General features: G+C 64.7%; 31 protein-coding genes. 1 reads left to right on the plus strand and 30 read right to left on the minus strand.

The genetic code is table 11. The annotated features are described in order from the left end of the window. Positions 1-161: 161 nt before the first annotated feature. The 17 genes from YH62_RS18150 to YH62_RS18230 form a co-directional block, all read right to left on the minus strand. The gene (locus tag YH62_RS18150) at positions 162-593 is read right to left on the minus strand and encodes a cytochrome c-type biogenesis protein (RefSeq protein WP_046796034.1); all 432 of its coding nucleotides are present in this window, start codon (positions 591-593) and stop codon (positions 162-164) included. Between the two features lie 224 nt (positions 594-817). Next, positions 818-2806 (minus strand): heme lyase CcmF/NrfE family subunit, encoded by a 1989-nt coding sequence (locus tag YH62_RS18155; protein ID WP_046795683.1) that lies wholly within the window; start codon positions 2804-2806, stop codon positions 818-820. Then, positions 2803-3255: a cytochrome c maturation protein CcmE gene (gene ccmE / locus YH62_RS18160; RefSeq protein WP_046795684.1), complete on the minus strand. Its 453-nt coding sequence runs from the start codon at positions 3253-3255 to the stop codon at positions 2803-2805. The genes YH62_RS18155 and ccmE overlap by 4 nt, the downstream gene beginning before the upstream one ends. Next, complete coding sequence (ccmI, locus tag YH62_RS18165; RefSeq protein ID WP_046795685.1) at positions 3252-4376, minus strand: c-type cytochrome biogenesis protein CcmI; 1125 nt, start codon at positions 4374-4376, stop codon at positions 3252-3254. Before ccmI ends, ccmE begins: the two co-directional genes overlap by 4 nt. Positions 4377-4521: 145 nt before the next feature. Next, complete coding sequence (locus tag YH62_RS18170) at positions 4522-4947, minus strand: membrane protein (RefSeq protein WP_046795686.1); 426 nt, start codon at positions 4945-4947, stop codon at positions 4522-4524. Between the two features lie 221 nt (positions 4948-5168). After that, positions 5169-6575 (minus strand): HAMP domain-containing sensor histidine kinase, encoded by a 1407-nt coding sequence (locus YH62_RS18175; RefSeq protein WP_137326893.1) that lies wholly within the window; start codon positions 6573-6575, stop codon positions 5169-5171. A 5-nt stretch (positions 6576-6580) separates the two neighbouring features. Further along, positions 6581-7255 (minus strand): response regulator transcription factor, encoded by a 675-nt coding sequence (locus YH62_RS18180; protein WP_046795688.1) that lies wholly within the window; start codon positions 7253-7255, stop codon positions 6581-6583. 54 nt (positions 7256-7309) lie between these two features. After that, entirely contained in the window at positions 7310-7576 is a 267-nt protein-coding gene (locus YH62_RS18185; protein WP_046795689.1) for a hypothetical protein, read from the minus strand. A 115-nt stretch (positions 7577-7691) separates the two neighbouring features. After that, complete coding sequence (locus YH62_RS18190; RefSeq protein WP_046795690.1) at positions 7692-7904, minus strand: hypothetical protein; 213 nt, start codon at positions 7902-7904, stop codon at positions 7692-7694. A 15-nt stretch (positions 7905-7919) separates the two neighbouring features. Next, positions 7920-11768 (minus strand): glycoside hydrolase/phage tail family protein, encoded by a 3849-nt coding sequence (locus YH62_RS18195; protein ID WP_046795691.1) that lies wholly within the window; start codon positions 11766-11768, stop codon positions 7920-7922. A 329-nt stretch (positions 11769-12097) separates the two neighbouring features. Next, positions 12098-12538 carry an NlpC/P60 family protein gene (locus YH62_RS18200; RefSeq protein ID WP_046795692.1) on the minus strand — a complete coding sequence of 147 codons (441 nt, stop codon included), beginning with the start codon at positions 12536-12538 and terminating at the stop codon, positions 12098-12100. After that, entirely contained in the window at positions 12535-13410 is an 876-nt protein-coding gene (locus YH62_RS18205) for a DUF2163 domain-containing protein (RefSeq protein WP_046795693.1), read from the minus strand. Before YH62_RS18205 ends, YH62_RS18200 begins: the two co-directional genes overlap by 4 nt. Beyond that, positions 13407-14045 (minus strand): DUF2460 domain-containing protein, encoded by a 639-nt coding sequence (locus YH62_RS18210; RefSeq protein WP_046795694.1) that lies wholly within the window; start codon positions 14043-14045, stop codon positions 13407-13409. Before YH62_RS18210 ends, YH62_RS18205 begins: the two co-directional genes overlap by 4 nt. 14 nt (positions 14046-14059) lie before the next feature. Beyond that, positions 14060-14596 carry a phage tail tape measure protein gene (locus YH62_RS18215; protein ID WP_046795695.1) on the minus strand — a complete coding sequence of 179 codons (537 nt, stop codon included), beginning with the start codon at positions 14594-14596 and terminating at the stop codon, positions 14060-14062. Positions 14597-14810: 214 nt separating this feature from the next. Continuing rightward, a complete protein-coding gene (locus YH62_RS18220) occupies positions 14811-15062 on the minus strand; it encodes a rcc01693 family protein (RefSeq protein ID WP_280950069.1) in 252 nt (83 codons plus the stop codon). Positions 15063-15097: 35 nt separating this feature from the next. Then, positions 15098-15454: a gene transfer agent family protein gene (locus YH62_RS18225; protein WP_046795696.1), complete on the minus strand. Its 357-nt coding sequence runs from the start codon at positions 15452-15454 to the stop codon at positions 15098-15100. Beyond that, positions 15451-15861, minus strand: a complete 411-nt coding sequence (locus YH62_RS18230) for a phage major tail protein, TP901-1 family (RefSeq protein ID WP_046796036.1) — start codon at positions 15859-15861, stop codon at positions 15451-15453. The genes YH62_RS18225 and YH62_RS18230 overlap by 4 nt, the downstream gene beginning before the upstream one ends. Before the next feature lie 122 nt (positions 15862-15983). Here YH62_RS18230 and YH62_RS18235 point away from each other — a divergent pair, with 122 nt between their 5' ends. Continuing rightward, positions 15984-17189, plus strand: a complete 1206-nt coding sequence (locus tag YH62_RS18235; protein WP_046795697.1) for an MFS transporter — start codon at positions 15984-15986, stop codon at positions 17187-17189. On the opposite strand, the gene YH62_RS18240 is transcribed toward YH62_RS18235, so the two are convergent. From YH62_RS18240 to YH62_RS18300, 13 genes are all read right to left on the minus strand, one after another. After that, positions 17184-17591: a DUF3168 domain-containing protein gene (locus tag YH62_RS18240; RefSeq protein ID WP_046795698.1), complete on the minus strand. Its 408-nt coding sequence runs from the start codon at positions 17589-17591 to the stop codon at positions 17184-17186. The genes YH62_RS18235 and YH62_RS18240 overlap by 6 nt on opposite strands. Beyond that, positions 17588-17923 (minus strand): phage head closure protein, encoded by a 336-nt coding sequence (locus tag YH62_RS18245; RefSeq protein WP_046795699.1) that lies wholly within the window; start codon positions 17921-17923, stop codon positions 17588-17590. Before YH62_RS18245 ends, YH62_RS18240 begins: the two co-directional genes overlap by 4 nt. Before the next feature lie 2 nt (positions 17924-17925). Then, complete coding sequence (locus YH62_RS18250; protein WP_046795700.1) at positions 17926-18495, minus strand: head-tail connector protein; 570 nt, start codon at positions 18493-18495, stop codon at positions 17926-17928. Positions 18496-18618: 123 nt separating this feature from the next. After that, positions 18619-19872, minus strand: a complete 1254-nt coding sequence (locus tag YH62_RS18255; RefSeq protein WP_046795701.1) for a phage major capsid protein — start codon at positions 19870-19872, stop codon at positions 18619-18621. After that, positions 19869-20450 (minus strand): HK97 family phage prohead protease, encoded by a 582-nt coding sequence (locus YH62_RS18260; RefSeq protein WP_046795702.1) that lies wholly within the window; start codon positions 20448-20450, stop codon positions 19869-19871. Before YH62_RS18260 ends, YH62_RS18255 begins: the two co-directional genes overlap by 4 nt. Positions 20451-20667: 217 nt before the next feature. Then, positions 20668-20985: a DUF6107 family protein gene (locus YH62_RS18265; RefSeq protein WP_046795703.1), complete on the minus strand. Its 318-nt coding sequence runs from the start codon at positions 20983-20985 to the stop codon at positions 20668-20670. Between the two features lie 186 nt (positions 20986-21171). Beyond that, on the minus strand, positions 21172-21477 hold the full coding sequence (locus tag YH62_RS18270; protein WP_046795704.1) for a type II toxin-antitoxin system RelE/ParE family toxin: 306 nt from the start codon (positions 21475-21477) through the stop codon (positions 21172-21174). Then, complete coding sequence (locus tag YH62_RS18275; protein ID WP_046795705.1) at positions 21477-21737, minus strand: ribbon-helix-helix protein, CopG family; 261 nt, start codon at positions 21735-21737, stop codon at positions 21477-21479. The genes YH62_RS18270 and YH62_RS18275 overlap by 1 nt, the downstream gene beginning before the upstream one ends. Positions 21738-21791: 54 nt before the next feature. Beyond that, positions 21792-22976, minus strand: a complete 1185-nt coding sequence (locus YH62_RS18280) for a phage portal protein (RefSeq protein ID WP_046795706.1) — start codon at positions 22974-22976, stop codon at positions 21792-21794. A gap of 145 nt (positions 22977-23121) precedes the next feature. Continuing rightward, a complete protein-coding gene (locus tag YH62_RS18285) occupies positions 23122-23430 on the minus strand; it encodes a Dabb family protein (RefSeq protein ID WP_046795707.1) in 309 nt (102 codons plus the stop codon). 53 nt (positions 23431-23483) lie between these two features. Continuing rightward, on the minus strand, positions 23484-24098 hold the full coding sequence (locus YH62_RS18290) for a glycoside hydrolase family 19 protein (RefSeq protein WP_046795708.1): 615 nt from the start codon (positions 24096-24098) through the stop codon (positions 23484-23486). A gap of 334 nt (positions 24099-24432) precedes the next feature. After that, positions 24433-25692, minus strand: a complete 1260-nt coding sequence (locus YH62_RS18295) for a terminase family protein (protein WP_046796037.1) — start codon at positions 25690-25692, stop codon at positions 24433-24435. Positions 25693-25933: 241 nt separating this feature from the next. Next, the gene (locus tag YH62_RS18300) at positions 25934-26593 is read right to left on the minus strand and encodes a hypothetical protein (protein WP_245282127.1); all 660 of its coding nucleotides are present in this window, start codon (positions 26591-26593) and stop codon (positions 25934-25936) included. Positions 26594-26711: the final 118 nt, after the last annotated feature.

The following is a 26711-nucleotide window of genomic DNA, read 5'->3' on the forward strand; positions in this document are numbered from 1 at the left end:
GGAGGCTTCAGGTTAACTGCACGTGGCGGGCGGATGAAATCTTGTTAATGTTCACTGGACCGGGACGGACGCCGAAAACTCAGGACCTGACGTTTCGATAGCGACCTCCATCAAATCAACAGCTTGGGTGGCATCGCTCCGAGCGCGATCGCTCCCGCCATTCACTTCTTCAGAAGCTCTTCGATCCGGGCATTTTCCTCCGCCGTCAGCGCCGGAACCGCCTGTTGAGCGGGACGCGTGCGCATGAAGACGAGAACCGCTGCGAGGCCGATCAGCAGCAGCACGATCGGCGCGGCCCAGAGAAGAACGGTCTTTGCGCTGACGCGCGGCTTCAGAAGCACGAACTCGCCATAGCGCGATACGACGTAGTCGAGGACCTGCCTGTCCGTATCGCCGTCGACCAGGCGCTCACGTACCAGCACCCGCAGATCGCGCGCCAGTTCCGCGTTGGAATCGTCGATCGACTGGTTCTGGCAGACCATGCAGCGCAGTTGCGCCGAGAGATTGCGCGCCCTCTCCTCCAGCACCGGATCGGAGAGGATCTCGTCCGGGTTCACGGCGAATGCCGGGAGGGGCGTGAGGAGAGCGAGCAGAAGAAAAAAAACTGCAAAAAATCCCCCTCTGGCCTGCCGGCCATCTCCCCTACAAGGGAGGAGAAAACTGGTGGCACGGCCTCGCCCAAACGAAACCAGAGCAGCGGGGCAGTTAAGCCCCTCCCCCTTGTGGGGGGCCGCAAGGACGGGTCGAGACAAGGGGCTCGACCCCGGTCGGGTTGGGGAGGGGCCTGTCCAACAACGCGTTGAGGAGCTTGTCGCCATCACTCCGCCGCCTCCAGTGCCGCCTTTACAGCCTTCACCCGCCTGGTCGGCGCGCCGACGCGCAGACGCCGATCGGAGAGCGACACGAACCCGCCGATCATCATGACGAGCGCGCCGCCCCAGATGCAGAGAATGAAGGGCTTCCACCAGACCCGCACGACGATGCCGCCGCCTTCCATCGGATCACCGAGCGACACGTAGAGCTGGCTCAAGCCGAAGGTCACGATGCCCGCCTCGGTCGTCGGCATGCGCCGCGCTGTATAAAGCCGTTTCGACGACCAGACATCGGCGACCGTCACTCCGCCGCGGCTGATGGTGAAGTGGCCGCGCTCCTCAGTGAAATTCGGTCCGACCGCCTCGCGCATGCCGTCGAAGATGATCGAATAGCCGCCGGCTTCCGCCGTCATGCCCTGCTTCAGCTCGACGACCGTTTCGGTCTCGAAGGTGGTCACCGCCACGACGCCGAGCACCGTGATCCCCAGCCCGAAATGCGCGAGCGCGGTGCCGAAAGCAGAACGCGGCAGGCCCTTCAGGCGGCTCCATGCGACACTGAACTTCGCCTTGCCGAAATTGGCGCGATACCAGAGATCGGCGAGCGCGCCGAACATGCCCCAGAAACCGAGCGCCAGACCGGCAACGGCCATGACCGGGCCGCCGTTTTCGGCGTAGTAGAAGGCAAGCCCGGCAACCAGCGCCAACCCGGCCACCAGATAGAGGCGCTGCAGAGCGCCGAGAAAGTCGCCGCGCTTCCAGGCCAGCAACGGCCCGAATGGCACGGCAATCAGGAGCGGCAGCATCAAGAGGCCGAAAGTCATGTTGAAGAAGGGCGCGCCGACTGAGATCTTCTCTCCCGTCAGCGTCTCCAGCACCAGCGGATAGAGCGTGCCGGTCAGCACCGTCGCGGTCGCGACCGTCAGGATGAGGTTGTTCAGCACCAGCGCTCCCTCACGCGAGATCGGCGCGAACAATCCGCCCGCCTTCAGCATCGGCGCCCGCCAGGCAAAGAGCGCGAAGGCCCCGCCGATGAAGACCGCCAGAATGCAGAGGATGAAGATGCCGCGGCCCGGGTCTGTGGCAAACGCATGTACCGAGGTCAGCACGCCGGAGCGCACGAGGAAGGTCCCGAGCAGCGACAGCGAGAAGGTCATGATGGCCAGCAGCACGGTCCAGATCTTGAGCGCCTCACGCTTTTCCATGACGAGCGACGAATGGAGGAGCGCCGTGCCCGCAAGCCAAGGCATGAATGAGGCGTTTTCCACCGGGTCCCAGAACCACCAGCCGCCCCAGCCGAGCTCGTAATAGGCCCAGTAGGAGCCCATGGCGATGCCGGCGGTCAGGAAAGTCCAGGCGGCAAGCGTCCAGGGCCGCACCCAGCGCGCCCATGCGGCATCGATCCGCCCGCCGATGAGTGCCGCCACCGCAAAGGAGAAGCTGACGGAAAAGCCCACATAGCCGAGATAGAGAAGCGGCGGATGGATGGCGAGGCCGAGGTCCTGGAGGATCGGGTTGAGGTCCTGCCCTTCGGCGGGCGCCGGATCGAGCCTGAGGAAAGGATTGGACGTCAGCAGAATGAACAGCAGGAAGGCTATCGAGATCCAGGCCTGGACGCCGAGCACGTTGGCCTTCAGCGTGTCCGGCAGGTTGCGCCCGAAAACCGCGATCAGCGCGCTGAAAAAGACGAGGATCAGCAGCCAGAGCAGCATGGAGCCCTCATGGTTGCCCCATACGCCCGAATATTTGTAGATCAACGGCATCAGGGAGTGGGAATTCTCCCAGACGTTCTTCACCGAAAAATCCGAGACCGCATAGGCCCAGGTCAGCACGGCGAAGGAAATGCCCACCAGGCCGAAGAGCACCAGAGAACCCAGCGGCGCGAGCGCCATCATCGCCGTGTCGCGACGGCGTGCGCCGATGACCGGCACGACCCCGACGATCAGCGCCACGGCAAGGGAAAGAACAAGGGCATAGTGACCGATCTCGATGATCATTGCGATATACCCTCGCCTTCCTTCCACACGCCCTGCTCTTTCAGGCGGTCGGCCACTTCCTTCGGCATGTAGTTCTCGTCATGCTTGGCAAGCACGGTATCGGCCACGAAGGAATGGGTCGCGGCGTCGAAGGCGCCCTCGGTCACCACTCCCTGCCCTTCCCGGAAGAGGTCGGGCAGGATGCCGGTATAGCTCACCGGCACGCTTCCGCTGCCGTCCGTCACCGTGAAGCTCACGGTCGATCCGCCGCCGCGCTTCACCGAGCCCTCGGCCACCAGTCCGCCGAGACGGATGCGGGTGCCCGGCGCGATGTCGGTCGTCGCGATGTCGGCCGGCATGTAGAAATAGGCAACCGACTGGCTGAAGGCGAACATCACCAGAAGCACGGCGGCGATGATGAAGCTCATGCCGCCGGCGATGATCGTGAGCCGTTTTTGTTTGCGCGTCATTGGCTCACCCCTTCCACCGCGATGCCCATCTGCTGCGCCAGCGCGACAAGCTCGCCGGAACCGGGGAACTGCTTCAATCCGCTTTTCAGCGCCGCTTCCGCCTTCTCGCGGTCACCCAGAACCGCGTAGGAGCGGGTGAGCTGCAGCCAGCCCTCCAGATTGTTCGGGTCTTCCTGCATCTTCGCCGCAAGGCTTTCCACCATGCCGCGGATCATGTCGCGCCGGTCGCTCTCCGACATCTGTTGAGCAGCCCTCATCTCCTCCTGCGTCGGCCCCGCGGGCGCGGACGAGGTCGGAGGCGGCACGGTTCCACCGTTCCTGGCGATATGCTCGCTCACCAGCTCCATCCAGGGCGCGTCAGCCGGCGAATCCTTCGCCAGGGCCTCGAAAGCCGTTCGGGCCTCGTCACGCTTGCCGGATTGCTCAAGCGCCAGCGCGATATAGAAGCGGGCATTCGGAGTGTCCGGCTGCAGTCGAAGAGCCTCCTCGAACGAAACGCGCGCATCCTCGGTCACGACGCCGTCGCTGGCCGCCACCAATGTCTCGCCGAGGCCCGCCAGCCGCGCCGGGCTGGCGCCCATAAGGCGGATCGCGTTGCGATAGGCAAGTTCCGCGTCGCCGAGTCGCATGGAGCGGTAATAGATCGGCGCCAGCAGGTCCCATCCCGCTCCGTCACTGGGGTTTTGCGCAAGGTGCCGTTCAGCCTTTGCGACCAAGAGCGCGATATTGTTGCCGGGATTGGCGAGCCGCGCTTCGAGCGGCTGGGCCGGCAGGTTGGGGCTGCCGAGCATGAGATAAAGACAGAGCCCCGTCGCGGGCAGAAGAAGGGTCACGAAGACGGTCGTAAACCCGTAACGGCTCGGCTTGCTTGTCTCGCCTTCCGCGTCTGCGTCGGCGGCGGCCAGCAATCGCCGGCCGATCTCGGCGCGGGCATAATCCGCCTGCTGCGCATCGATCAGACCGAGGCCCTGGTCCCGCTCCAGTTCCTTGAGCTGATCGCGGTAGACGGCGATTTCACCGGCATGCTCCGCCGGGACCGCCCTGGCGCTCCGCGCGAAAGGCAGGATCAGGATGGCGGCGACACCTGCCGTCAGGATTGCAAGGACGATCCATAAAACCATATTGGCCCATTACTTCAACCGGCCGGGCTTTCCAACTGCAACGCCCGTTTTGACGCAAATTTGAGGCGTTTCGCCGCAAGCCCGGCCCGAATATGGGCGCCTCGCAGCCGCTCGGCCATGATCTGCGTCAAAATCCGCGACCTTTTCAGGTCAGGGGCGTCCAGCTTCCGTCGCTGTTGCGGCAGGCTGCGCCGCGCGCCGTCACCTCGCGCCCCTCGGCAGTCAGCGTATGGCGGTACTGGCGGCAGTTCTGGGTGCCGACCTGATAGGGCGCGCTCGCCACGACCTCGCCCTTCACGTCGCTGCCGCTCCAGGTCACCGGCTGGCCGCCGGGGGAAGCTTCCAGCGCCCGATATTCCGCCTCCAGCGCCCGCGAACGGTCGCTGCCGGAAATATCGATCCCGCTGCGGCTGATGATGCCGCCCTGCAGCGCCGTGATATAGGGCGTTGCGGCAGCCGGGCGCGGCGAAAAGATGCCTCGTGCGGGAGCGTCGCCCTTGGTGGCGCAGCTACCAAGCAGGCCCCCGACGAGAAGCAATGAGACGGCAATTTTAAAGCTGGAACAACGCATCTTGTCAGAACCGGATGGCAGAATCGAAACGACGTGGGCAGCCACCGGAACCGCTGCGGTCCCGGCATGGCATCATTATGGCATCATTGGGAAAATTCGCAAACGTGCCTATCTTGTTCTCCCATGTTTTGAGAGGCGCGAAGAAAACACGAAGCCTCCGGCCGAACATCATAGTAGCCCCAAGTCTCTCCAGAAGCCCTGTTTTCCCCAGATCGCATGGGTCAGGCCGCATCCTTGGTCACGCCCGGCAACAGGAGCCTGGCCTTGAGCCCGCCGCGGGGACCGCGCGAAAGCTCGAAAATGCCCTGGTATTCGCCGGTGATCTCCCGCACGATCGAAAGGCCGAGGCCGGCGCCCGGCTTGCTCTCGTCGAGCCGCGTGCCGCGCTTCATCGCCTCTTTGATCTGGTCCGGCTCGAGCCCTGGCCCGTCGTCCTCCACGGCCATCTCCACCCAGGAGCGGCGAGGTTGGTCGCCTCCCTCCATCCCCGGCGGTTGGGGGGCTGGAACGGCAGTCACCCAGACGCCGGTCTTGCAGAAACGGGCTGCATTCTCCAGCAGGTTTCCGACGGTCTCCTCCATGTCCTGCTGCTCCATGGCGAGCGCCAGACTGGAAGGCTGGATGGAAAGATGGAAGTCCTTGTCGGGGTTGAGCCGCCGCATCACCCTGATCAGCCGCTCGAGCACGGGCTCGGCCTCCGTGCGGGCGAGCACCGATTCGCGCTGAGCGGCGATACGGGCGCGGTTGAGATAGGATTGTACCTGCGCCTGCATCGCCTCTGCCTGGGACTTCACGAGTTCCGACTGCGGGCGATCGAGCGTGCGTGATTCGTTGAGCAGCACGGCGATCGGCGTCTTCAGCGAATGAGCGAGATTGCCGACCTGCATGCGGGCGCGCTCGACGATGCGGCGGTTGCTGTCGATCAGCGCGTTGATGTCGTTGGCAAGCGGCATGATCTCGCGGGGAAAATTACCCTCCAGGCGCTCGGCTTCCGCGCGGCGCACCTTTTCCAGCGCCTTGCGCGCCGCGTCGAGCGGCAGCAGGCCGTAAAGGATCGCAAGACCGTTGACGATGAGGCTTCCCAGGCCGAAGACGGCAAGCGCGATATAGAGACTGCGCGAAAAGGTGCGGATATCATCTTCCACCACGGCAAGATTGCCGGATACCCTGAAGCGCGCCGCACGCCCCTCGCCGTCCAGCACGACTTCCGTCTCTGCCACCAGCACATGGTTCCCGAAGGCGTCGTTGGTCTGGTAAAACCGCTCGTAACGGTTGTCGAAGGGCACGTTGAGGATCGACGGCACCGCGATATTCGAAACGCCGAGCGAGGAAGAGGAAAGCGGCGTCGCCGCGAAGGTGCCGAGCGGCTCGATGATCCAGTACCAGCCGGTCTCCGGCTGCGAGAAGCGCAGGTCGCCGAGCTGCGGATTGCCGACGAGGGCGTTGTCCTCGCCGATCGAAACCGAATTGATGACGTTGTAGAGCTGGGCACGCAGGAGATCGGTGAAGGCCCGTTCCGCCGATTGCCGGTAGAGCGCCGAGATTACGATCGCGATCACCACCAACGCCAGCGCCGACCAGGCCGTGGCGAGCAGAAGGACGCGGGCGGTGAGCGATCTCGGACCGATCCTCTTCATTTAGCCGCTTCGCTCGGGGCCTGCATCCGGTAGCCGAGACCGCGCACGGTCTCGATCAGATCGACTCCGAGCTTCTTGCGCAGGCGTCCGACGAAGACTTCGATCGTGTTGGAATCCCGGTCGAAGTCCTGGTCGTACATGTGCTCCACCAGCTCGGTTCGGGAGACCACCTGGCCCATGTGGTGCATCAGGTAGGAAAGCAGCCGGAATTCGTGCGAAGTGAGCTTCAGCGGCACGCCGTCGACAGTGGCCTTCGAGGCCTTGGTGTCGAGCCGCACCGGCCCGCAGACGATCTCGGAAGAGGAGTGGCCGGCCGCGCGGCGGATGAGCGCCCGAACCCGCGCAAGCACCTCCTCGACATGGAAGGGCTTGGCGACATAATCGTCCGCGCCCGCGTCGATGCCCGCCACCTTGTCGCTCCAGCGGTCGCGCGCCGTCAGCATCAGCACCGGCATTCCCTTGCCTTCGGTGCGCCATTTCTCGACCACCGAGATGCCGTCCATCATCGGCAGGCCGATATCCAGAATCACCGCATCATAGGGCTCGGTTTCCCCGAGATAGTGCCCCTCTTCGCCGTCGAAGGCCTGGTCCACCACATAGCCGGCTTCCTTCAGCGCGTCGGAAAGCTGCCGGTTGAGATTGACGTCGTCTTCGATCACCAGAATACGCATGAACCGTCCTCGTAATAATAAGCTCGGGCTTCCGTGGCCACGGCAGCATTCAGCCTACATCGGCACCCTTACGGTGACCTTACGCGGCCTTTCGCTGCCGCTACCCTGCACAAGCACGGTCACGACGCAAGTCTGGCCGTCCGAGGAAGGTTCGGCCGATAGAAGCTGGCCGCCGGTTTCGCGCACGACCCGCGATGCGGCCGAGCCGCAGTCGCTTGCAACGAGAATAAGATAATCACGCGCGGACGCCCTTTCCGGCAAAAAACCGGAGCCTCCGGCAATGCCGGCGGCGAGTATCGCTATGATCGGCAGTCGCGCCATGGTTACAACTTCCACTTATGTGACGGACAGGTTTCATATCCAAAGCATGTGGGAACTATGTAACCAAAGGCCCCTGAATGGCAAATGAATGATGCCCTCAATCCCCCGCCACGGCCTACCTGCCGCGGATGCCGCTCCCTGCAACTATCCGGCCGTAAAGAGCCACCAATCCGCCGCCCACACCGGCAAGCGTGACCGCAATATCCGCAAGTTCGGACTGCACTTCCTCGCCGAGATTGATGCCCGTCGCCTGCAATAGCGATGCGACGACCGCGATCAGCGCACCCCACACCGTCTTCGACTGATACCATGCCTTCATGCCGTCCATGCTCTTCTCCTCTTTCTAGAATGAAATGGTTGCCGAGGCCGGAAGCCCGAGCGCGACTGCCCGCCCGAGTTGACGTATCCGCACCGAAAGCCGCTCCTGCGGAGCGCCGAAATCGGCCGCTTCCGCCGCTGTCCCATAAATGAATGCGGGGCTGTTTGCCTCCGCGGTCCGCTTCACGGCCGTGCCGTCCATGATCTCGACCAGATAGCGTTCTTCCGGCTCGTCCAGCGGTATCTCCGCCCCTTCCCAGGTATCGGCGTCGATCCGGCTGCGGCGTGTCCATGTGAGGCGAATATCGCCGTTCGCCTGCCGCGTCCCGCGCAGATGAACCGGAGAGAGCGGTGTTTCGGCGCGAATTCCGCCCGTGAAGACCTGCGGACCGATTCGCCCGCCGCCGCTGGCTGCCGCCTCCGCGAGCCAGTTGAGGCCAAGACCCCGCTCCTCGGACGCCAGCCCAAGGGGCATCACCGCCGCGTCCAGCACGACGACGGGTGCGCCGGCCGAGGCCCCGACGTTGGCCGCGTCCTCGCTGCCGGCGAGCCCTCGCAGCAGTCCTGACAATCGCCAGCGGTTCGGCCCGATCTCCTCCGCCTCGGCGAAGTCGATCACCTCCCAGACATCGTTCACAGCCTGGACCGCGATCCGGTTTTCGCCACTGAGCAGAGAGAGCCTATCCACCGAAGAGAGGCCTCCGAAGGAAAGGTCGACCACCATCGGCCGCGCCCTGTCGAACCTCCCGAAAATGCCCGAAGGAGAAAGCGCCTCCGCAAGCAGGCCTACCCGTGCCGGGCGATCCAGCACCGCCCGCGTTCGATATCCCTCGCCCGAGACGGAAGCCGAAATGACGATGCGGCGCCACGGTTTCGCAAAGCCCGCCACCCGCGCAAAGCTCGTGGCTTCTCCAGAGGAAAAACGTGGCAGATCGAGGAAGTGCAGGACGGGCGAGAAGGCATTCGACGCCGTGCCTCCACCCACCGGCTTGCCGGTTTCCGCGATCGGCGCCGGCGAGCTGGCGGGCGAGTGCCGCCTCGCCTCGATGCGCCGCGTCGCACCTTCCTCGATCCGCTCGATGACGAAGACGCCGTCCGGCCCATCGGCGAGCTGAACCGCGTCACCCGGCTCGGGCGATATCTCGTTCGGTGGAAGGGCGAAATTCAATGTCCGCCTGGCGATCCGGTGGTCCCGCAGCAGGTTTTCCACCGCGATCAGCGCCGTTTCCTCCGCCAGAACGGCCGGCAGGTCGTAGCCGAGCACGCGCAGGCTTTCGGCTCGCGCTCGCCTGGAGCGCGTGCTTGCCTGCTCGTAGTTCAGCGCCGGATTATAAGACGTCAGGATCGCTTCCGCGGCGAAATCGCTGTCGTGGCCGCGCAACTCGCTCCAGAGCGGCCCGCCGTCCGGATCGGCCAGCACGGTCAGTCGTTGCGGGGCAAGGCTGACCTTGCCTCGGGAACGGAAACGCAGCTGGCCCGCGTCTTCCCGCACATCCACCTGGAAGACTTCGAGCAGCGGCTCCAGAAGTGCCCGCGCCGAGGTCACTTCGCCCTGCACGTAGCCGACGAGATCGCCGCTGACCTCCGAGACGTCGAAGTCGGCAAAACCGTGCTCCGTCAGAAGCGCCGCGATCGCGTCGGCAAGCGTCGTTCCGCCCAGCCGTCCGTTCAGCCAATGGCCGGTGCGCCAATTGCCGCCGTCGCTCCACAGCGAAAGGTCGTTCGGAAATGCCGGATAGGGCCGCGCATCCCACGTCCAGACGAAGACATGGTCCGGATCGACCATGCCCGGCCGCGTGCCTTCGCCGCGCCACCAGTCGTGATGCGCTTCCAGGAAGCGCCGCTGCATACTGTCGGAGCGCGCGCCGCTGGAGAAATGCGGCACCGCGCTTTCGGTGGATTTCGGGTCGAGAAAGACGTTCGGCTGGTTCGCGCCCTTGTCGATCGCCGCGCAGCCGAGTTCGGTGAACCAGACCGGCTTCATCCCAGGCTCCCAGGCCGTGGGTTCCGCCTTCTCCGCGCCGCCAACGCGGTCGTAATGACGGTTCGACCACCAGCCGAAGATATCCTTGTGCCGGAATGTCCAGTGCTTCTGCGCCAACCCATCGGTAATGGGAGATCTGATGCGGTTTTCCCGGTTCTCGGCGCCGGCATAGTACCAGTCGTAGCCTTCCCCGGCCTCGATCTGCCGCTGCAGGGCCTCCACATCATCTGCAGTCCGGAAACCGTCGGGATTGCCGTCCGCGAGATCGGTATCCCGCCAGTCCCCGAGCGGCATATAGTTGTCGATGCTGACCGCATCGATCGCGGGCGACGCCCAGAGTGGGTCGAGATGGAAATGCACCTCGCCGGAGCCGTCCTGCGGGTGATAACCGAAATATTCGCTCCAGTCGGCGCCGTAGGTGAGCCTGGTGCCCGTTCCGACGATCGCCCGCACGTCCTCCGCCAGCCGCACCAGTTGCTGCACGAACGGAAAGCCGCCGGCGTCGTCGCGAAGCTGGGTCAGCCCGCGCAGTTCCGAACCGATGACGAAGCCGTCGATACCGCCCGCCACCGCCGCCAGGTGCGCATAGTGCAGGACCATGCGGCGATAGCCCTCGTCCCGCCCTTCATACCTCACGCTGCCGTTGCCCTTGCGGAAATCACCCGCGGTCGCGGAGCCGCAGAAAGCATCCACCTGAGTTCTCGCCATCGCCGTCCTGTCGGCGCTGCCGGGCCGCATCGGCGCCGGAAAGCAGGTGATCCGCCCGCGCCAGGGAAAGGCCGACTGCTCGGAACCGCCATAGGGGTCGGGCAAGCCGTTTCCGGGCGGCACGTCCATCATCACGAAGGGATAGAGGTAGACCTTGAGCCCGCGCGCCTTGAGGTCCGCGATCGCCTGCAGCACGCTGCGGTCGCTCGGCGTTCCGCCATAGGCGGGGCCGCCGGCGACGCTGCCGATGAGGTAGGCGTCCCCTCGCGAGATGCCGCTGACCGACCATCCACGGCTTTCGTTCTTCCTGATGCTCACCTCGACGCCCGGCACGATCCGGCAATGGCCGGCCCGCAGGTCGGTACCGAACCATGTGAGGACCAACGCCACGCTTTCCAGGTTCGGGCACACCGCCGTCAGTTCATCCAGTGAAGCCTCCCAGTCGGTCGAAGCCGTCAGCGTGTTGCGGTTCATGATCCGGGCGCTGCCCTCGCCCGTCTTTTCCGTCACCCGTTCCGTGGCATAGCCATGCTCCGTTGCGCCGGGGATCATCGTCACGGCGCGGATCTGCTTCTCCAGCCGCCCCACCGACCGCACCACCTCGAACTGCAGGAGAGGAATGCGATTTCCGAAGGTCTCGAGAGGCAATCGCTCGAACACCACATAGGCAAGCCCCCGATAGGCCGAAGCATTGCCCTCTCCCTGCTTGGCTTCGATCAGCGGATCGGGAAACTGGTCCTCCGTCCCGCGATAGACACGCATTTCCAGCGAGGTCACGTCGAGTTCCCGCCCATCGGCCCATACGCGCCGGACGCAGGCGATCGGCCCCTCGCAGAGCCCCACCGCGAAGTTTGCGAAGTAGCGGAAATTCTCGATCCTCGGCCCGCTGCCCTTGCCTCCCGACCGCTCCTCGGTGATCTCCTCCTCGAAGCGTGTCGCCCAGATCAGAGTGCCGCCGATCCGCGCCGTTCCATAGAGCCGGTTGATCGCAGTCCCCTCGTCTGCGCCCGGAATGCGTGCGGTCGCAAGCCGTGCTCCGGAAATCGTGTTGCCGCCGCCGAGCAACGCCCGGTCGACGACGCTGCCCGCAAGCGCTCCGGCCGCCCGGCCGGCGATCGCCCCGACCGGGCCGAACACGCTGCCAAGCGCCGCACCCGCAGCCTGGAAAAGGATGGTGGCCATCTGAATCCTTCAGCGATCCAGCGCTTGCCACTGGATGCTCGCTTAAATTGTGATAGCGTCGGTAAATTCGGGAGCAGAAGCAGCAAGCGCCGAACCAGCCGGCGCGTCAGTGGAGATAGGCTACACTGACTCAGGCAGGAGCCCTGCTCTCGAATATGGAGGTGATGTTATGAGGCTTGTGCCGATTGGCATTACGCTTAGCTTAAGGATAACCCGGACGGGCTGGTCGATCGCCGTCCGGGTCAACTTCAAAGCTTAGCAAACGGTGGGCGAGGTAGCAGCCTCGCTCACCACTCCATCACAATAGGCCAATCGGCGGCTTTTTTCAATCACACCGCGATACCGGGAAACCTGTGCACGGCCGCAATCCGCCGTCTCCACGAAGGCACCAGAGCAGATCGCGTCACCGCGCCTTGCTCGTAGGCGTGAATGAAATGGTCCGGCCCGGCCAGAATGCCCGCGTGCTTGGCGGCGCAATCCGGTCGCCAGCGGAACAGCAGGAGGTCACCCGGTTCCGCTTCACGCAGCGGCAAGGCCGGCCCGAACAGCCGCAGCGCGGCCTCCACCAGCCGTTCCTCTCCCGAGCGCTCCGCCCAATCCGGTGCGTAGGGCGGCACGGCCACTGGCTCCTCGCCGTAAAGTTCCCGCCAGATACCGCGGATCAGGCCGATGCAATCGCAACCGATCCCCTTGGCCGCGCCTTGATGCCGATAGGGTGTGCCGATCCATCCCTCCGCCAGCGACACCACCTTTGCGCCAACCGCGCTCATTCGAAGATCGGGCTGCCGTCGTGCACCCGCTCCCCATCGGCATAGGAATAGGCGAAATCCGCGCCCGGAACATGCGGAAACCCGCGAAAGTTCAAGTGGTTTGCGAAGCGCGCCTTGCAGGTCGCGAAGGTCTTGTCGCAACCGGCCGTCAGGGTGAATGCCTGCCCCGCCTCCAGAGCCCTTTCCGGCGGAATCCAGAGGGCAAGCTCCGCCGTCCCGTCTGGGTTCAACTCGTGCCCCTCGACGTCGAGACTTGTCCCATCCGCCAGCATCATCACCCCGCGCCGGAAGAATCCGTCAGGAAATGCCCCGAGCCCCGAAACCACGATCCGGCTTGCATCCCGCATCTCGACAACCGTTACCGCTCCCTGCCATCGTGCCAGGTCGACCTGGCAGCGGCTGTCTCCGAGGCTCGCGTCGCATCGCCTGCCGTAGACCCGCCCCTGCGGCTGGTTCAGCCGATGCGCGATGCTGCGCAGTTCCGCGCGGAACTCCCCGCCGGCGCGCGAGACTTCGCCGATCTCGCGAACCGCGACCAGCATATGCTCATTGGGCGCCTGCCAGTTGACGAGAAAAAGCTCCACCCGCGCGCCGTCATATTTCCCAGCCGCCAGATCGGCCTCGCTGATCGCCGCGCTCGAAAAACCGCCCGCCACTTCCGATGAATCCGCCTGAAGCCCGGTCGCCGCCTCGGTCTCACCCGCGGCAAAGCCGCTGGCGGCCAGGAAGGCCGTTCCGGCGAAGTTCAGGTCGCCGTCGTGCTCGGTAAAACCGAGGACCGTGCCGTCGCGGCGCGTCACTCGCCAGCAATGGCAGGTTGTCGTCGCCTCACCCTCCAGATGCGCGGCCAGAGCCTCCGGAACCTGTCTCATGCCAGTATCTCCGTCAATGGAATGGTCGGAATGCGCCCGGCATCGAAATGTGCGAGGTTGACGTCGATCCGGTCCGTATCGAAGCGAACCGGCACGTCGAATTCATAACCGGAGGTCACCGGCGCACCCGCCGGCGGGACCTGTCCGGCCGCAAAGGTCACGATCCCCGTCGCCGTATCGATCCTGTAGGCGGATAGCGGCTTCACCTCTCCGCCAACCGCGATCACCACCGATCCGGCCACCGGCTTGACGATCCGTCGCCGCCAGCTTCCCCCAGCGTCTCCATAGGTCTTGATGAGTTGGAAGGTGGCCGTCGTCCCGTTGCCGATGCCGATCGCCTGGTCGGTGGCGGAAACGGCCCTCCCCGGCGCGGAGGATTTCCAGTCCACAGGATCGCGGAAACGAAACCCGTAGAGCTGCCCGCCCCGCGCTTCGAAGAATTCCAGCACGGCATAGAGATCATCGATCGATTTGACGCCCGATCCCGCATCGTAGCTACGCCTCGAATTGCGCCAGCGTTGGTTGCGGTTCTCACGCCCGTTGGAAAGATTGACGATATCGGTGCGCCTGACCGGCCCGCCGCTCACGCCGAGTGCCAGCCGCAGCGGAAACCGCACCTCGTGAAAGCCGCTCATCGTTCAGCCTCCTTTTACAATCCGCGCCGGCCGCGCGCGACGCTGCGCGCCAGCATGGCGGAGATCTGCCCCTCGCTCTTTCGGAAGCTCGCCGCATCCGTGGCCGTCACGTTGAAGACGACCTGCGGCATGCCCCCGCCACCGCCTGCCGAAACTCCGAGCGATCCGTCCGGCCCGCGCCTCAGCGGCAGGATCGCCTCGGCGCCGGCCTCGCCCATCAGGCCCATGTCGCCGCCCATCGGAAAGAAGCTCGGGGACCGCACCACCCCGCCATCGGCAAAGGGCACCACCGAGCCCATCATGCCGCCAATCGCATTGCCGAGCAGGTTTTCCAGCGGCTTCAAACCCGCCGCGAGCCCAATGTCGGAAAGTCTGTTGCCGAGGCCGCGCAATACGTCCTCCAGTCCCTTCCCGCCCACTGTGGCGGATCGGAGAGCGCCCGTCAGCGCCGCACCGAAGCGCTGCGATCGCGTCTCCAGATCGGCCATGACATCGGCCAGTGCTTCCGCTCCGCCGAGCGCGCCCGTAAATTCGTTATTGTCGTTTTCCATGATGCCTCGCGTTAGTTCGGATGCCCCTCATCCGGCTGCCGCCACCTTCTCCCCGCATGCGGGGAGAAGGGATATGCCGCACCGGCTTCCTCACTCCGCACCGGTAGATTGGACACGTCCCCTCTCCCCGTCAAAACGGGGAGAGGGTTAGGGTGAGGGGCATTTCCGTGAATATGGAGGAACACCGCCTTACCCTCCCCCTTGAGGGGGGAGGTCATCGCGAAGCGACGGGGAGGGGCAAATCCGGAAACGCCCGCATCAGCGCCTCCAACCCGTCCCGTCCGAGAGCCCCGCCCTGCGGCCGCATTCCACCCGTCATGGCGGAAAGCTCCAACGGCGTCAGCGCCCAGAAATCCCTGGAGGAAAGCCGCAGCAGGCAGAAGCCGGCGTGCATCGCCGCCTTCCAGGGAAAGGGCTCCGCTCGCTTTTCGTTGGTCGCAGGTGCATACGGAAAACCGCCTGGCACTTTTCCTGCAACAGCTTCTCCGCCTGCTGCGGCTCTCAAGGGTTTTGCGTCACCCCCTCCTCCGAACCACCAAAGGTCGCCGCCAGAAGATCGCCGACGATCCGCGCATAGCCGGCAATCCCGCCCTCCATGCTCATCGCGGCCACCTCGTCGTCGGAGAAGAGGTTGCCGCCGCCGCGAAGGCCGGCGCCGATCACCCGTATCATGTCCGCCGCCTTCAACCGCCCGGTAGAGAACCGTTCGGCAAGCCCGTTCAGATCGCCGGCTGCGAACGCAGTCTCCAGTTCCGCCAGCGCTCCCAGCGTCAGACAGAGGATGCGGCGCTCGCCGTCGATCACCGCCTCCACCTCGCCGCGCCTGCGGTTCGCGCGTCCGCCCATCCTCGATGTCATCGGATCGCTCCGAAAGTCAGCGCGCCGGCCGATTCCAGCGCCAGCTCGAACTGCATCTCGCCATTGTGGTCGCCGGAATATTCGAGCGCCGTCACCTGAAAGAGCCCGCTCACCGTCCCAAAATCCGGGATCACCACCTGCCAGTTCAGAATGCTCGCCGCGAAGAAGGCTGTCCGCACCAGTCCGTCGCTCGCCTGGTCCTTGAAGATGCCGGCTCCGGTCAGCGAGGCGCGCTGCACGCCCGCCCCGCCCAAGAGCTCTCGCCATCGGCCGGCGCTTTCGGCGTCCGTCACGTCCACCGTCTCGGCATTGAAGGCGAGCCGCCTGGAACGCAGCCCCGCCACGGTCACGTAACTTCCACCATCGTCCATCTTCAGAAGCAGGTCCTTGCCCTTCTGAGCCACCATCTTCTCGTCCTCTCCAAAATGAAAAAGGCGCCGCCGGGCGCCTGTCATGGAAATGTCGCTTTCGCCGGAATGCGCCGCCTGCTACTGCAAGGCGGCACGCCCCTCCTCTATTGCCCGTCGCCATGGCCTCTCTTCCCATCCGCTCCATCCAGACCGTCGCGGTGCTGGCCGTCACGCAGCTCGCCGGCTGGGGCACGAGCTTCGAAGTGCTCGGCGTAATGGGGCGCGTCATCGCGCCGGAACTCGGCTTAGCGAACGAAATCATCTTCGCCGGCCTCACCATCATGATGATCGTCAGCGCGCTTGCCGGGCCTTTGACCGGCCGTCTGCTCGAGCGTCACGGCGCGGCCCGCGTCCTTGCCGCCGGTGCCCTGGCGTTCGCACTGGGCCTTGCGATGCTGGCGGCCGCAAACGGCCTGCTGATCTATATTCTCGCCTGGATCGTCATCGGCATCGGCGGCGCATTCGGGCTGTCCGCTCCGGCCTATACCGCGGTGGTCGAACGCGAGGGACCGAACGCCAAGCGCACGATCGCCATCCTCATGCTCTTCACCGGCCTCTCGGTCACCATCTTCTGGCCGCTCTTGAGCCTGCTCAACGAGCTGATCGGCTGGCGCTTCACCTTTGCCGCCTGCGCAGCCATTCAACTGTTCGTATGCCTGCCGCTCTATCTCTTCGCCTTGCCGAAGCCGATCGCGCGCCAGGAACAAGGTGCGAGCGCCGATCTCGCGCCCGTGGAACTCTCGGCCGCCGAACGTAGGAAAGCCTTCCTGCTCGTCGCGGCCACCACCACCATCGCCTCCTTCGTCACCTTCGGCCTCGCGCCCTCTCTCCTCGAACTGCTCCGCCAGTCAGGCGCAACGCCCGAATTCGCGCTGCAGCTCGCCGCGGCGCGCGGCGTCATCGGCATATCGGCGCGCGGCGTCGACATGCTGCTCGGCCGGCGCGGCAATCCGCTGCTGACCTCGATCGCCGGCACCGGCATGATACTGCTCGGCTTCACCTGCCTTCTGGGCCTGCCGCCTTCGACCGCCAGCCTCTGCGCCTTCATACTCTTCTACGGCTTTGGTTCCGGCGTGCTCGCCGTCGCCCGTGCGCTTCTGCCGCTCGCACTCTTTTCGCCTCGGGAATACGGGCTGCAGGCAGCCCGCCTCTCGCTGCCGCAAAATCTCGCCAATGCGGCGGCCCCCGTGGTCTTCACGGCCCTCCTCGACCGCGCCGGCTATCAGGTGGCCATCGTCTTCGCGATAGCGCTAGCGCTCGTCGCCCTTGCGGCAATCATGATGCTGATCGGCCTGGTGCGGAAGGCACATACAAAAGCCTCATGACGCCGGTTCCGTCACCGCGCGGAAGCGGACTTCAGCGCAAAACAGCTTCGACTTAGACTCACGCCGTATGCGCAGATCCCGGTGCCTCAGACTAACGAGAACCGCACCATCGAGCCGCAATGCCGCATCGTCGAGCAGCGCACACACCCGTCCGGCGATCTCCACCGCCTCCTTGCGGCCCTCTGCGCCGGACCAGATCTCCAGCGTCAGCAGATGTTCCTCCGCCTCTTCCGTGGAGGTCGAATAGTTCCTCGTCTCCATCTCCCCGAAGACGATGCAGGGCATGTGGGCGCGCGCAAGCCAGCGGTCGCGAATACCATCCCGCCCCACGAGGCCGGTAAGCACCGCATCGCCGGATAACCTCGCATGGATTGCCGCGAGCAGCGCATTCGCAGCCGTCATCGGCCGTCCTCCTCGCACTGGCAGACGAGATAACGCCGCGTCTCGTCCGGATCGCGCACGAGCTTCACCACGAAGGTCCGCGCACCTTTGCGGAACCGCATCCCGGCCTGCACGTCCTCGCGAAAGCGGACCCAGATGCGGTGGCTCACCGTGCCGGTCTCCGCCACCGCCTCCTCCCTCACCACATGCGAAACCGGCTCGATGCGCGCCCACATGGAAGCGAGCACTTCCCAGCCTGTCACCGCGCCGCCCTGGCCATCCGGCGCCGCACTCGGCGCCTCCAGGTCCAGCCGCGCGGTCATCTGCCCCGGATCGAAGAAGACGATCGCCATGGTCAGAGCCTCCGCATCCGGAACGGCCCGATCAGACGCTCATATCCATCCGGAATGCCGGCCGGCTGCTGGTCGGGCGAGATCGCCCCCCGGAACGCGAACATGTGGCCGATATGGATCGACATCGCCCGCTTCAGCGTGTCGGGCACGTCCGCGCCCGCCTCTCCGAAGCCGGCGGAAAAATCGATCTCGATGCCGTTCGCCGCGTGTCCGAGTTCAAGCCTCTCACGTAGCCAGAGCCGTGCCGGGCGGCCCACGCCGTCCAGAAGGTGATCTTCAAGCGGAACTTCAGAAGCAGTGCCGTCCGCGTCATAAACCGTAATCTTCTGAATCTCTTGCACCGGCGATTTCAGAATTCGAATCACGCCGTCGCGGGGCCAGCGATCGAGATAGAGCCGCCAGCCCTGCGCAATCAGGCAAAGCCCGGTCTCGCGCTCCAGGTGCTGACGCGCCGTTCGGATCAGCGACAGAATAAGCGCATCCTCCTCGCCGCTGTCGAGGCGCAAATGCGCCTTCACCTCGGCAAGCGTCAGCGGCTCCGCGGTGGGCGGATGGATCAGGGCGTAGGTCATGAGGGTCCTTCGGAAGCGAATAGCGAATAGGAATTGGCGAATAGATGGAGAGCCGACGAAACAGGGCAGCCAATGGCCGCCCTCTATTCGCTATTCGCGACTCCCTATTCGCTTTTGCGAGCATCAATTCGCCGCGAACTTCACCAGCTTGATCGCCTCGAAATTCTGCACCCCGCCGCCCACGCGCTTGGTCGTGTAGAAGAGCACGTAGGGCTTGGCGGAATAGGGGTCGCGCAGGATGCGCACGCCCGCCCGGTCGACGACGAGATAGCCGGCGCGGAAGTCGCCGAAGGCGATCGAGAAGGCGTCCGCCCCCACATCCGGCATCTCCTCGGCTTCCGCGATCGGAAAGCCCATCAGCGAGGCCGGCTGGCCTGCCGCTGCCGGCGGGCGCCAGAGATAGTTGCCGTCGGCATCCTTGAACTTGCGGATGTCGGCTTGCGTCCTACGGTTCATCATGAAGGTGCCGTTCTGGCGATGCCCGGCCTTCAGCGAATAGACAGCGTCGATCAGCGTATCGGAAGGGCCGTTCGCCGCCCAGTCGCCCGCTCGTCCCGTCGCCACATAGCCGAGGCTGCCCCAGGCCCAGACCTCTTCGGCCACCGTGGGATAGGAGAGAAAGCCGCGCGGCTTGTTCACGCCGTCACCGCGGATGAAGGCATCGCCCTCCTGCTCGGCGAAGACGATGTCCACCTCGCCGGCGATCCAGGCCTCGATGTCAACCGCCGCATCGTCCAGCAGGCTCTGGGTCGCCGCCGGCATGGCATAGAGTTCCATGGTCGGGAAGGAGAGTTCGGAAAGCTGCGGCGTGGCGGTCTGCGGGCGCGCGGCCGTTTCCGCCACCCAGCCGGTGGCAAGACCCGTCGCGGCAAACGGCTTCTTCAGCACGGCGGCGGAAACGGTCCTGACGGTCGAGAGCGCCCGCATCGGAGAGACCGCCGAGATCCGGCGGCCGATCTCGGTATCGGTTTCCGGCGGCACCAGATAGCCGCCGTCGGCGCCTGCGCCGGAAGAAAAAGCCTTGGCTTCCAGCTCGCGCAGGCCCGCTTCCTCGCCGCGCCTCACATAGGCGTCGAAGGCAGCCTTGTGCTCGGTCGCTTCCGGCGAAAACTCTCCGCCGCCACGCCCAAGCGGCGGGCGCGCCTTCTTCAGCGCGAGCTGGTCGAGCACTCTCTTCTGCTCGTCCATGGCGCGGTTGATGCGATCCATCTTGTCGCGCGTCACCACGTCGGCCGTCAGCTTCGTCTCGATCTCGTCCAGTCGGCGGTCGTTCGTGTCCTTGAACGTCTCGAAGGCTTCCATGAAATCGTCGAAGGCCGCCGTCACCGTTTCCGGCACCGCCTTCACCTCCGGCGCAATCTTCACCTGTTCCGTCATATCGTCTTTCCCTTGAAGCTGGAGTTCAACATGAGTTTCGCCGCCCGGCGCACCTGGCGGACGAGCTCGGTTTCCTTGTCCCGGAAGAACCGCGCATGCTTGACGTTGGAGACCCTGGCCGAAGGCAGCATCGGAAAGGTCACCACCGAGATTTCCCATAGATCGGCTTCCAGAATGCGCCGAACACCGGTCTTGGCATCGGCCCGCGCCTTGACGGTGCGAAAGCCGATCGAAAGCCCGTCGAGCGCTCCGCTCTTCATCAGCGCGTGCACCTCGCGGGCACGGGCGACGCCTGGCGAGAGCACCCCTTCGACATAGAGCCCGCGGGCATCCTCGCGGATCACCTTCCAGGCGCCGATCGGCTCGGCCGGATCGTGCTGGTAAAGCATCCGCACGCCCCTCGCGCCGCGCTCGACGAGCGAGTTCATGAAAGCACCGCGCTCGATCGTGTCCTTGCCGAGATCGACCTCGCCGAAGATGCTGGCATAGCCGGAAAAAGCCCCGTCGCCGGTCACGCCGGCAAGTTCGAGATTGGCGAATTTGCGCATGGCGGGACGCGGCCCGCGGTAAGCGTGCATGGGTTTCTCCTGTTATGAGATTTTCGCCACCCCTCCCGGCCTGCCGGCCACCCTCCCCACAAGGGGGAGGGAGATATGCCGCACTGCCTGGCTTCCCGATTGAGGGCCGGTGGAGGAATCAATGGTCATTTTGGAACGAGGTCCGGCCGCTTGTTTCCCTCCCCCTTGTGGGGAGGGTGGCCGGCAGGCCGGGAGGGGCAATACAAGAGGCAGTTAGTTACCTCCGCGTTCCCCCATACCTCTCCGCCACTCGGGCAAGCGCGCCGAGCACCCACCAGGCCGAAAGGCTTGCCGCCGCCGCTCCCGTCAGCATCACCTCCGTGCCGGAAAGAGCGTCTGCGATGCCGAGCTGCTCGATGAGCCACAGTCCCGTCGGACCGCCGAAGATCAGCCCGCAGCTCATGCCCGTCATGAAGCGGCTCGCCGCCTCGCGACGGCTCTTGGGCAGGAGATAGATCAGCGAAATACCGGCTCCCGCCGTCGCACCCACGGCCTTCGCGGCCCACACGCCCGGTTCGTTGCCAAGGTCAGCCATCGTTAATCTCTTGTTGAGGTGAAGCACATAGATCGGCGGGCACGCACGCCGCCGCAAAGCATCGGTTGAAGTCGCCGGATGCCATTTCCGCAAATCTTGCGAATCCCTTAGCGGGTTTTGTTCGGACTTTGAGTCCGGAAGTTCAGAAGTTGATTCAACGGCGCGCCAGCAAGGCCGAAGCCGCGTTCATTCGAAGACGTCGTCTTCGTCCTTCTCAAGATCGGCAGGTCCCTGGCGGGCGTGCATGATGGAAACAATCAGTATCCGGTCAGCCTGGAGGATATAATCCAGATGATAGGGCGCCGATACGAAGCGGCGAATTCCTTCGGCTGGCGCAACCGCGGTTCCGACGCGAGGGTGATCGCCGATAAGCTGAATAGCTCTCCTGACCTGTTCCGAAAAGGCTACGGATGCACGTCGGCTGAACTGAGCGAGATACGCCCTTTCTCTCTCGACATAGCGTATGGCTTCTTCCGAGAGAAACACCTTCATCAGGCGGCATCCTCACGATTGAGGCGATCGAGCTCAGCTAGAAACTCGTCGGCGTCCACGGTTCGACCGGCCGCGACATCTTCCAGGCCGCGCCGGATGCTCAGCACCTCACTCCCCTCCGCCATCAGGTAATATTTCAGCGCGCGGACGATCACCCAGCTCCGGCTGCGATCCGCCGTCTCGGCGATCTTCTCGATGTCTTCCAGGATGTCGAGCGGCAGGCGAAGCGTGATCGGATCGGAAAGAACGGGCTTGGTCATGGCAGCCTCCATTTGTAATACGGCGTATTACAACATACACCATATCCACCCCGACTAATACCCCACCGCTTCCCGCTTCTCCTCATCCGTCAGGAATGCCGCCGTCCCCACCCGCGCCCAGAGCGCATCGCGTTCGGCGGAGAGCCCGGCCACCTTGTCGAGGTCCGGCTCCAGCCGCAGCCGCTCGCCAAAGGCCTGCGAAAGCCAGGCGGAGAAGCTTGCGGCGGTGCGGGAGATCAGCGGCAGCACGGTCAAGCGGTAGAAGGCGCGGTTCGCCTCCTGATAATTGGCATAGGTATTGTCGCCCGGAATGCCGATCAGCATCGGCGGCACGCCCAAGCCCAGCGCTATGTCACGCGCGGCGGCGTTCTTCGCCTCGATGAAGTCCATGTCCTTCGGCGAAAGCCCCATGGATTTCCAGTCGAGTCCGCCTTCGAGCAGCAGCGGCCGGCCGGCATTCACCGCGCCGGAATAGCCGGCCTCCAGCTCGTCCTTCAGCCGTTGATACTGGTCGGGCGAGAGATTGCCGCCATCCTTCGGCTGGTAGACGAGCGCACCGGAAGGCCTGGCCGAATTGTCGAGCAGCGCCTTGTTCCAGCTTGCCGCCGCATTGTGAAGATCGAGTGCTGCACCCGCGGCCGCAAGCGGCGGAAAGCCCGAATGATCGTCGAGCGGATGAAAGAGCTTGAGATGCAGCAGCGCCAGGCCCTGTCCCCCCTCGGTTGCCTCCGCCGGCAGCCGGCGCGTCACCCCGCCGGCGCGATAATCGTAGGCGACCACCCAGCCGTCGCGGCCCTCCACCAAGCTCACTCGGTCGGGGCGAAGCAGGTGCAGTTCGCGTAGCTCCCCGCCGAGCGCCAGCGGCTCGACATAGGCATTGCCGGAAAGCATCAGGTGCCCGTAGAGCGCCTCGAAGAAATCCGGTCCGCTCTGCCGGCCGTTCGGCCGCGCGAGCAGTCCGAGAGCGGGGTGCTCGGCAAGCTCGGTCGCGCCGTCATAGGCAAGCCAGGGTACCGCCGCCGCGGCCTCGGCGATCATCCGCACGGCCCGATGCGCGACCGGGTTCTTCATGAACCCGCCGCGCGAAAGCGCCGCATAGGAGCGGCCGGACCAGTGCGCCGCGCCCTCGCCGGCAACGATCGCGAAACCGCCCGCCATCTTCGCCTCGATATGCTTTTCAGCAGGCACGCGCCGTCGTTCCGCCGTGGAGGCCCACGGCAGCCGGAATGGAGATTTCATCGGAAAATCCTTGTTGAAGCGAATAGGGAGTAGCGAATGGCGAATAGTTATGAGTAACGAGACAAAAGGCAGACAGTCCTCGCCTTCTATTTACTATTTACTACTCACTATTCGCTATTCGCTATTCGCTATTCGCCAATAACCATCAAACCGGCCGTTTCGCCGCCTTGTCCGCATCATAATCCGCCGCGATCCGCATTTCCCGGAGCGGGCGAACCCGCTCGATGGATTTCTGGTAAAGTGGATGCGCCTTGTAGGCGGCAAGCGCTGCCTCGTCGTCGAACTCGCCATAGACCACGAAATCCACCACGTTGCCGAGCTGGTCGGTCTTCGCATTGCTGCCGATCTCCAGGAGCCGCGCATGCGGTATCTCGGTCAGCAGCGACAGGCCGGCAAGCACCGCGTCGCGGTCCTCCCGGCTCCGGGCGGTGAAGAAGACGATATGGCGGATCATGTCTCACTCCGGTCTCATGCAACGCCACGCGGCTATCACATATCCGCCCGGCCTCAAACCCCGGCAAGCGCCCTGCAAAACGCCTTTCCATGCCCGGCCACCAGTTCTGCCCGGTCCGTGCCGTTGATGATGCGCCGCGCGCCCAGCCAGTCGGACCGGCCGGGCCCGAAATAATTGCCAAGCTTCAGGCCTGTGAATGAGCCCGCCCGCATGCCCTCGATCAGGATCGTCACCGAAATCTCCAACTCCATGGCGCGGGCCGGATCGGCCACCAGGTCCACGCCGGTCAGCTTCGACATGGCCTCGTAGTTCCGCCGGTGGGTGAGCTGCACGAGCCCCCGTCCGAGCCAGCTTTTCCCTTCCGCATCCGGCCACCAATAGGGCGTCCTCACAGAACGCAGCCGGCCGCTCGCATAGGCCTTTTCCAGCCTGGCGATCGCTGCGGCATCGGTCCTCGCCAGCGTCTCGCGCACCGGCTGCATGGTGCCGGCGGTCTCGTGAAAGGCCGTCGCCAGCACATAGGCAAGCGCTTGCCGGTCACCCTCCGGAGCCCGTTTTTCCCAGCCGTCGAGAATCGCGCTCACCCCCTCCACCTGCTTTGCCCGCAGCCTGCCGCCGAAGATTTCGGCCCGCGCACAATCGAAGAAATAGCGCCGGTCGACACCCATGCCGCCCTCCCTGTCAAACGTTTCTGAGGAAATCCGAAAGTTTCAATCGGTTTAGAAAAACTAAATCGTTTTAAGCCGTTAGGCGGGTGATTTACTTTTGCGAAACCCTGTGGAACCAAGAGGAAGGAAGCAACGTTAGATGGCTCGCTGAAAGGAGATCATGATGATGCACCAATCTGCCCCAGTCGCTGTCGATAACGCCCCGGCCAAGCAGCCCATCCCACAGCATGTGCTGGATCGCCTCGAATCCGAATGGCAGCAGATGCGCGAAAACGCGCCCGCACCATCCGTTCAAATCCCCTTGAAACGCCCTTAAGCGAGACGAGCCAGGGCGTCAGATCCCGCGCACGCGCGGCTCGCCCTGCCCTTCGAACATCAGCGCCGTCAGCGCCCAGACCAGCGCGTCCAGCCGGTCGGGCGAACGGCCTGAGGAGAGCCCGTCGGGTCCGAAGTCGCACATCTGGTCCTCCAGTTCGGCGAACCTTCCGGCATGGGCCACCCGCCCCTGTTCGTAGAGTGCGGCCACCGGCTCGGCGCGCAGGAATTTGCCGCGCGTCGCCCGCACCATGGTCACGGGCAGGTTCGCATCCACGCTTTTCAACATGGCCGCCACCATCTCGCCGCCCTGGTTGACCTCCGCCACCACCCGGTCGGCCCGGAAACGCTCGTAGGCTCTCGCCACCGCATGCGCCCAGCCGGCGGGGCTTTTCCCTTCCACCGAGCAGTCCGCCAGCACCACGCCGCGTCCGCCCGCCTCGATCCCGGCCACCACGATGCCGCAGCAGGAACTTGCTCCCGCGCCCGAGGGCGGGTCGACCGCCACGACGATGCGCCGCAGCGCTCCGGTGAAGCGGATCACACAGGTTTCGAGGTCGTCGCGCTTCCAGAGCGCGTCTTCACGGTCCTCGATCAGCTCACCGTCGAGTTCCTGTCTTCCCAGTCGTGTGCCTCCATAACGCCCTTCGAGCGCCTGGATGAAGCCCGGCGCCAGGTTGCCGGAATTTTCCCTGGTCGATATCCTCACGAGCCGCGTTCCCGGCTCGGCGATCAGCCGCTTCAGCACCGGCACGGGCCGCGGCGTCGTCGTCACGAGCTGGCGCGGATCGGCCCCGAGCCGCAGACCGAACTGCAGCATGTCGAAAGTCTCTTCCGGATATTTCCACTTGGCGAGCTCGTCGCACCAGGCAAAGTGGAATTGAGGTCCGCGCAGGCTCTCCGGATCTTCCGAGGAGAATATCTGCGCCACGGCCCCGTTCGGCCAGACGAGCCTTCGCCGCGAGATCTCGAATTCCGGCCGCTTGCCCCGCGCAATGCGGCAAATGCCGGAAACGCCGTCGATCATCACCTCGCGGGCATCGCCCAGCGTCTCGGCCACCAGCGCGATCCTCAGGTTCGAACGCTCGGAGGCGCAAGCCAGCGCATGCACCCATTCCGCGCCCGCCCGCGTCTTGCCCGAACCCCGCCCGCCCATAACGAGCCAGGTGCGCCAATCGCCTTCGGGGGGCTTTTGTTCGGAACGGCCATTGAAATCCCAGTCCCGGTCGAGGCCGAAAATGAAGTCGGCGTAGGGATCGGAACACTCCGGAGCCAACATATCTCCGTCATTCCTGTGCTTGTCACAGGAATCCAGCCAGCCCAAGTCTTTGGGCTGAAAAGACTCTTCCGCGCCGCCGCCGCGGCGCTGCTGGATCCCTGTGACAAGCACAGGGATGACGGGAAGTGACCCTGCGGCGCTCTCATCAACAAAGGTCGGCACCTGCCCATCGGCCATCGCGACACCGTCTGTTATCCGCTCGCCAAGCGCGCTACCTTGCCTCACGGCCTCCAGGCTTTCCTCACGCACGGCCGCGATTGTCCGTACGCCTTGATTCAGCCGCTTCGAAAGCAACAATGCCTTGCCCGCCGTCCGCTCCTGCGCCCGCCGCAATGTCCGCTGGCTCGGCGGCGCAGCGCCCAACCCTCTCGATAACTGAGGTCGGTGGACCATCCCGTTTCCATGCTTCGTAAAGGCGGAAAGCGTTTTCATTGGCACGGTCCTCGATAAGCTTCATGAAGCGGGCCTTGGCCTCCTCATAACCGCCCTCCTCCGCCTGCCGCTCGGCCTCCGCTTCCCGGTCGCGGGCAAGCTGGCGCTGCAGGGCGTCCACCTTTTCGAGCGTGCGCACGATCAGCGACATGGCGTCGGTCGCGGCCTTCACGTCGGCGCGGGCGAGCTTTTGCGCCGCCTCGTCGCCGCCGTCGAGAAGCGCCTCGGCGGTCGCGCGCAGCTTGCGGAAGGTCGAAAACTGCGCGCGCATCTCCACGGTCATCTCGTTGAGCAGCCGCCGCAGTTCCTCGGCCTCGGAACGGGTCCCTTCGGCCGATTTGGTTTCCAGCAGCACGCCGCGCACCCTTTTGGCGAGGTCCAAATCCTCCATGCGCACGGCCTCGTCATAGCGCGGCCGTTCCGCCCAGAGCCCGAAAAGCGCCGGTTCGAAAGTCTCGAATTCATTCATGGCCGATATCCAAAAGGCACGCGAAACCGCGCCGGCGGCCTTAAACCACCACCGACGAAACGCTGCCGAAATCCTGGAAAAAAGAAAGCCCGGTCTGCTTGAGCCGGGCCAATTGACT

It is taken from the genome of Rhizobium sp. LC145, assembly GCF_001005825.1.
GTDB lineage: Bacteria > Pseudomonadota > Alphaproteobacteria > Rhizobiales > Rhizobiaceae > Neorhizobium.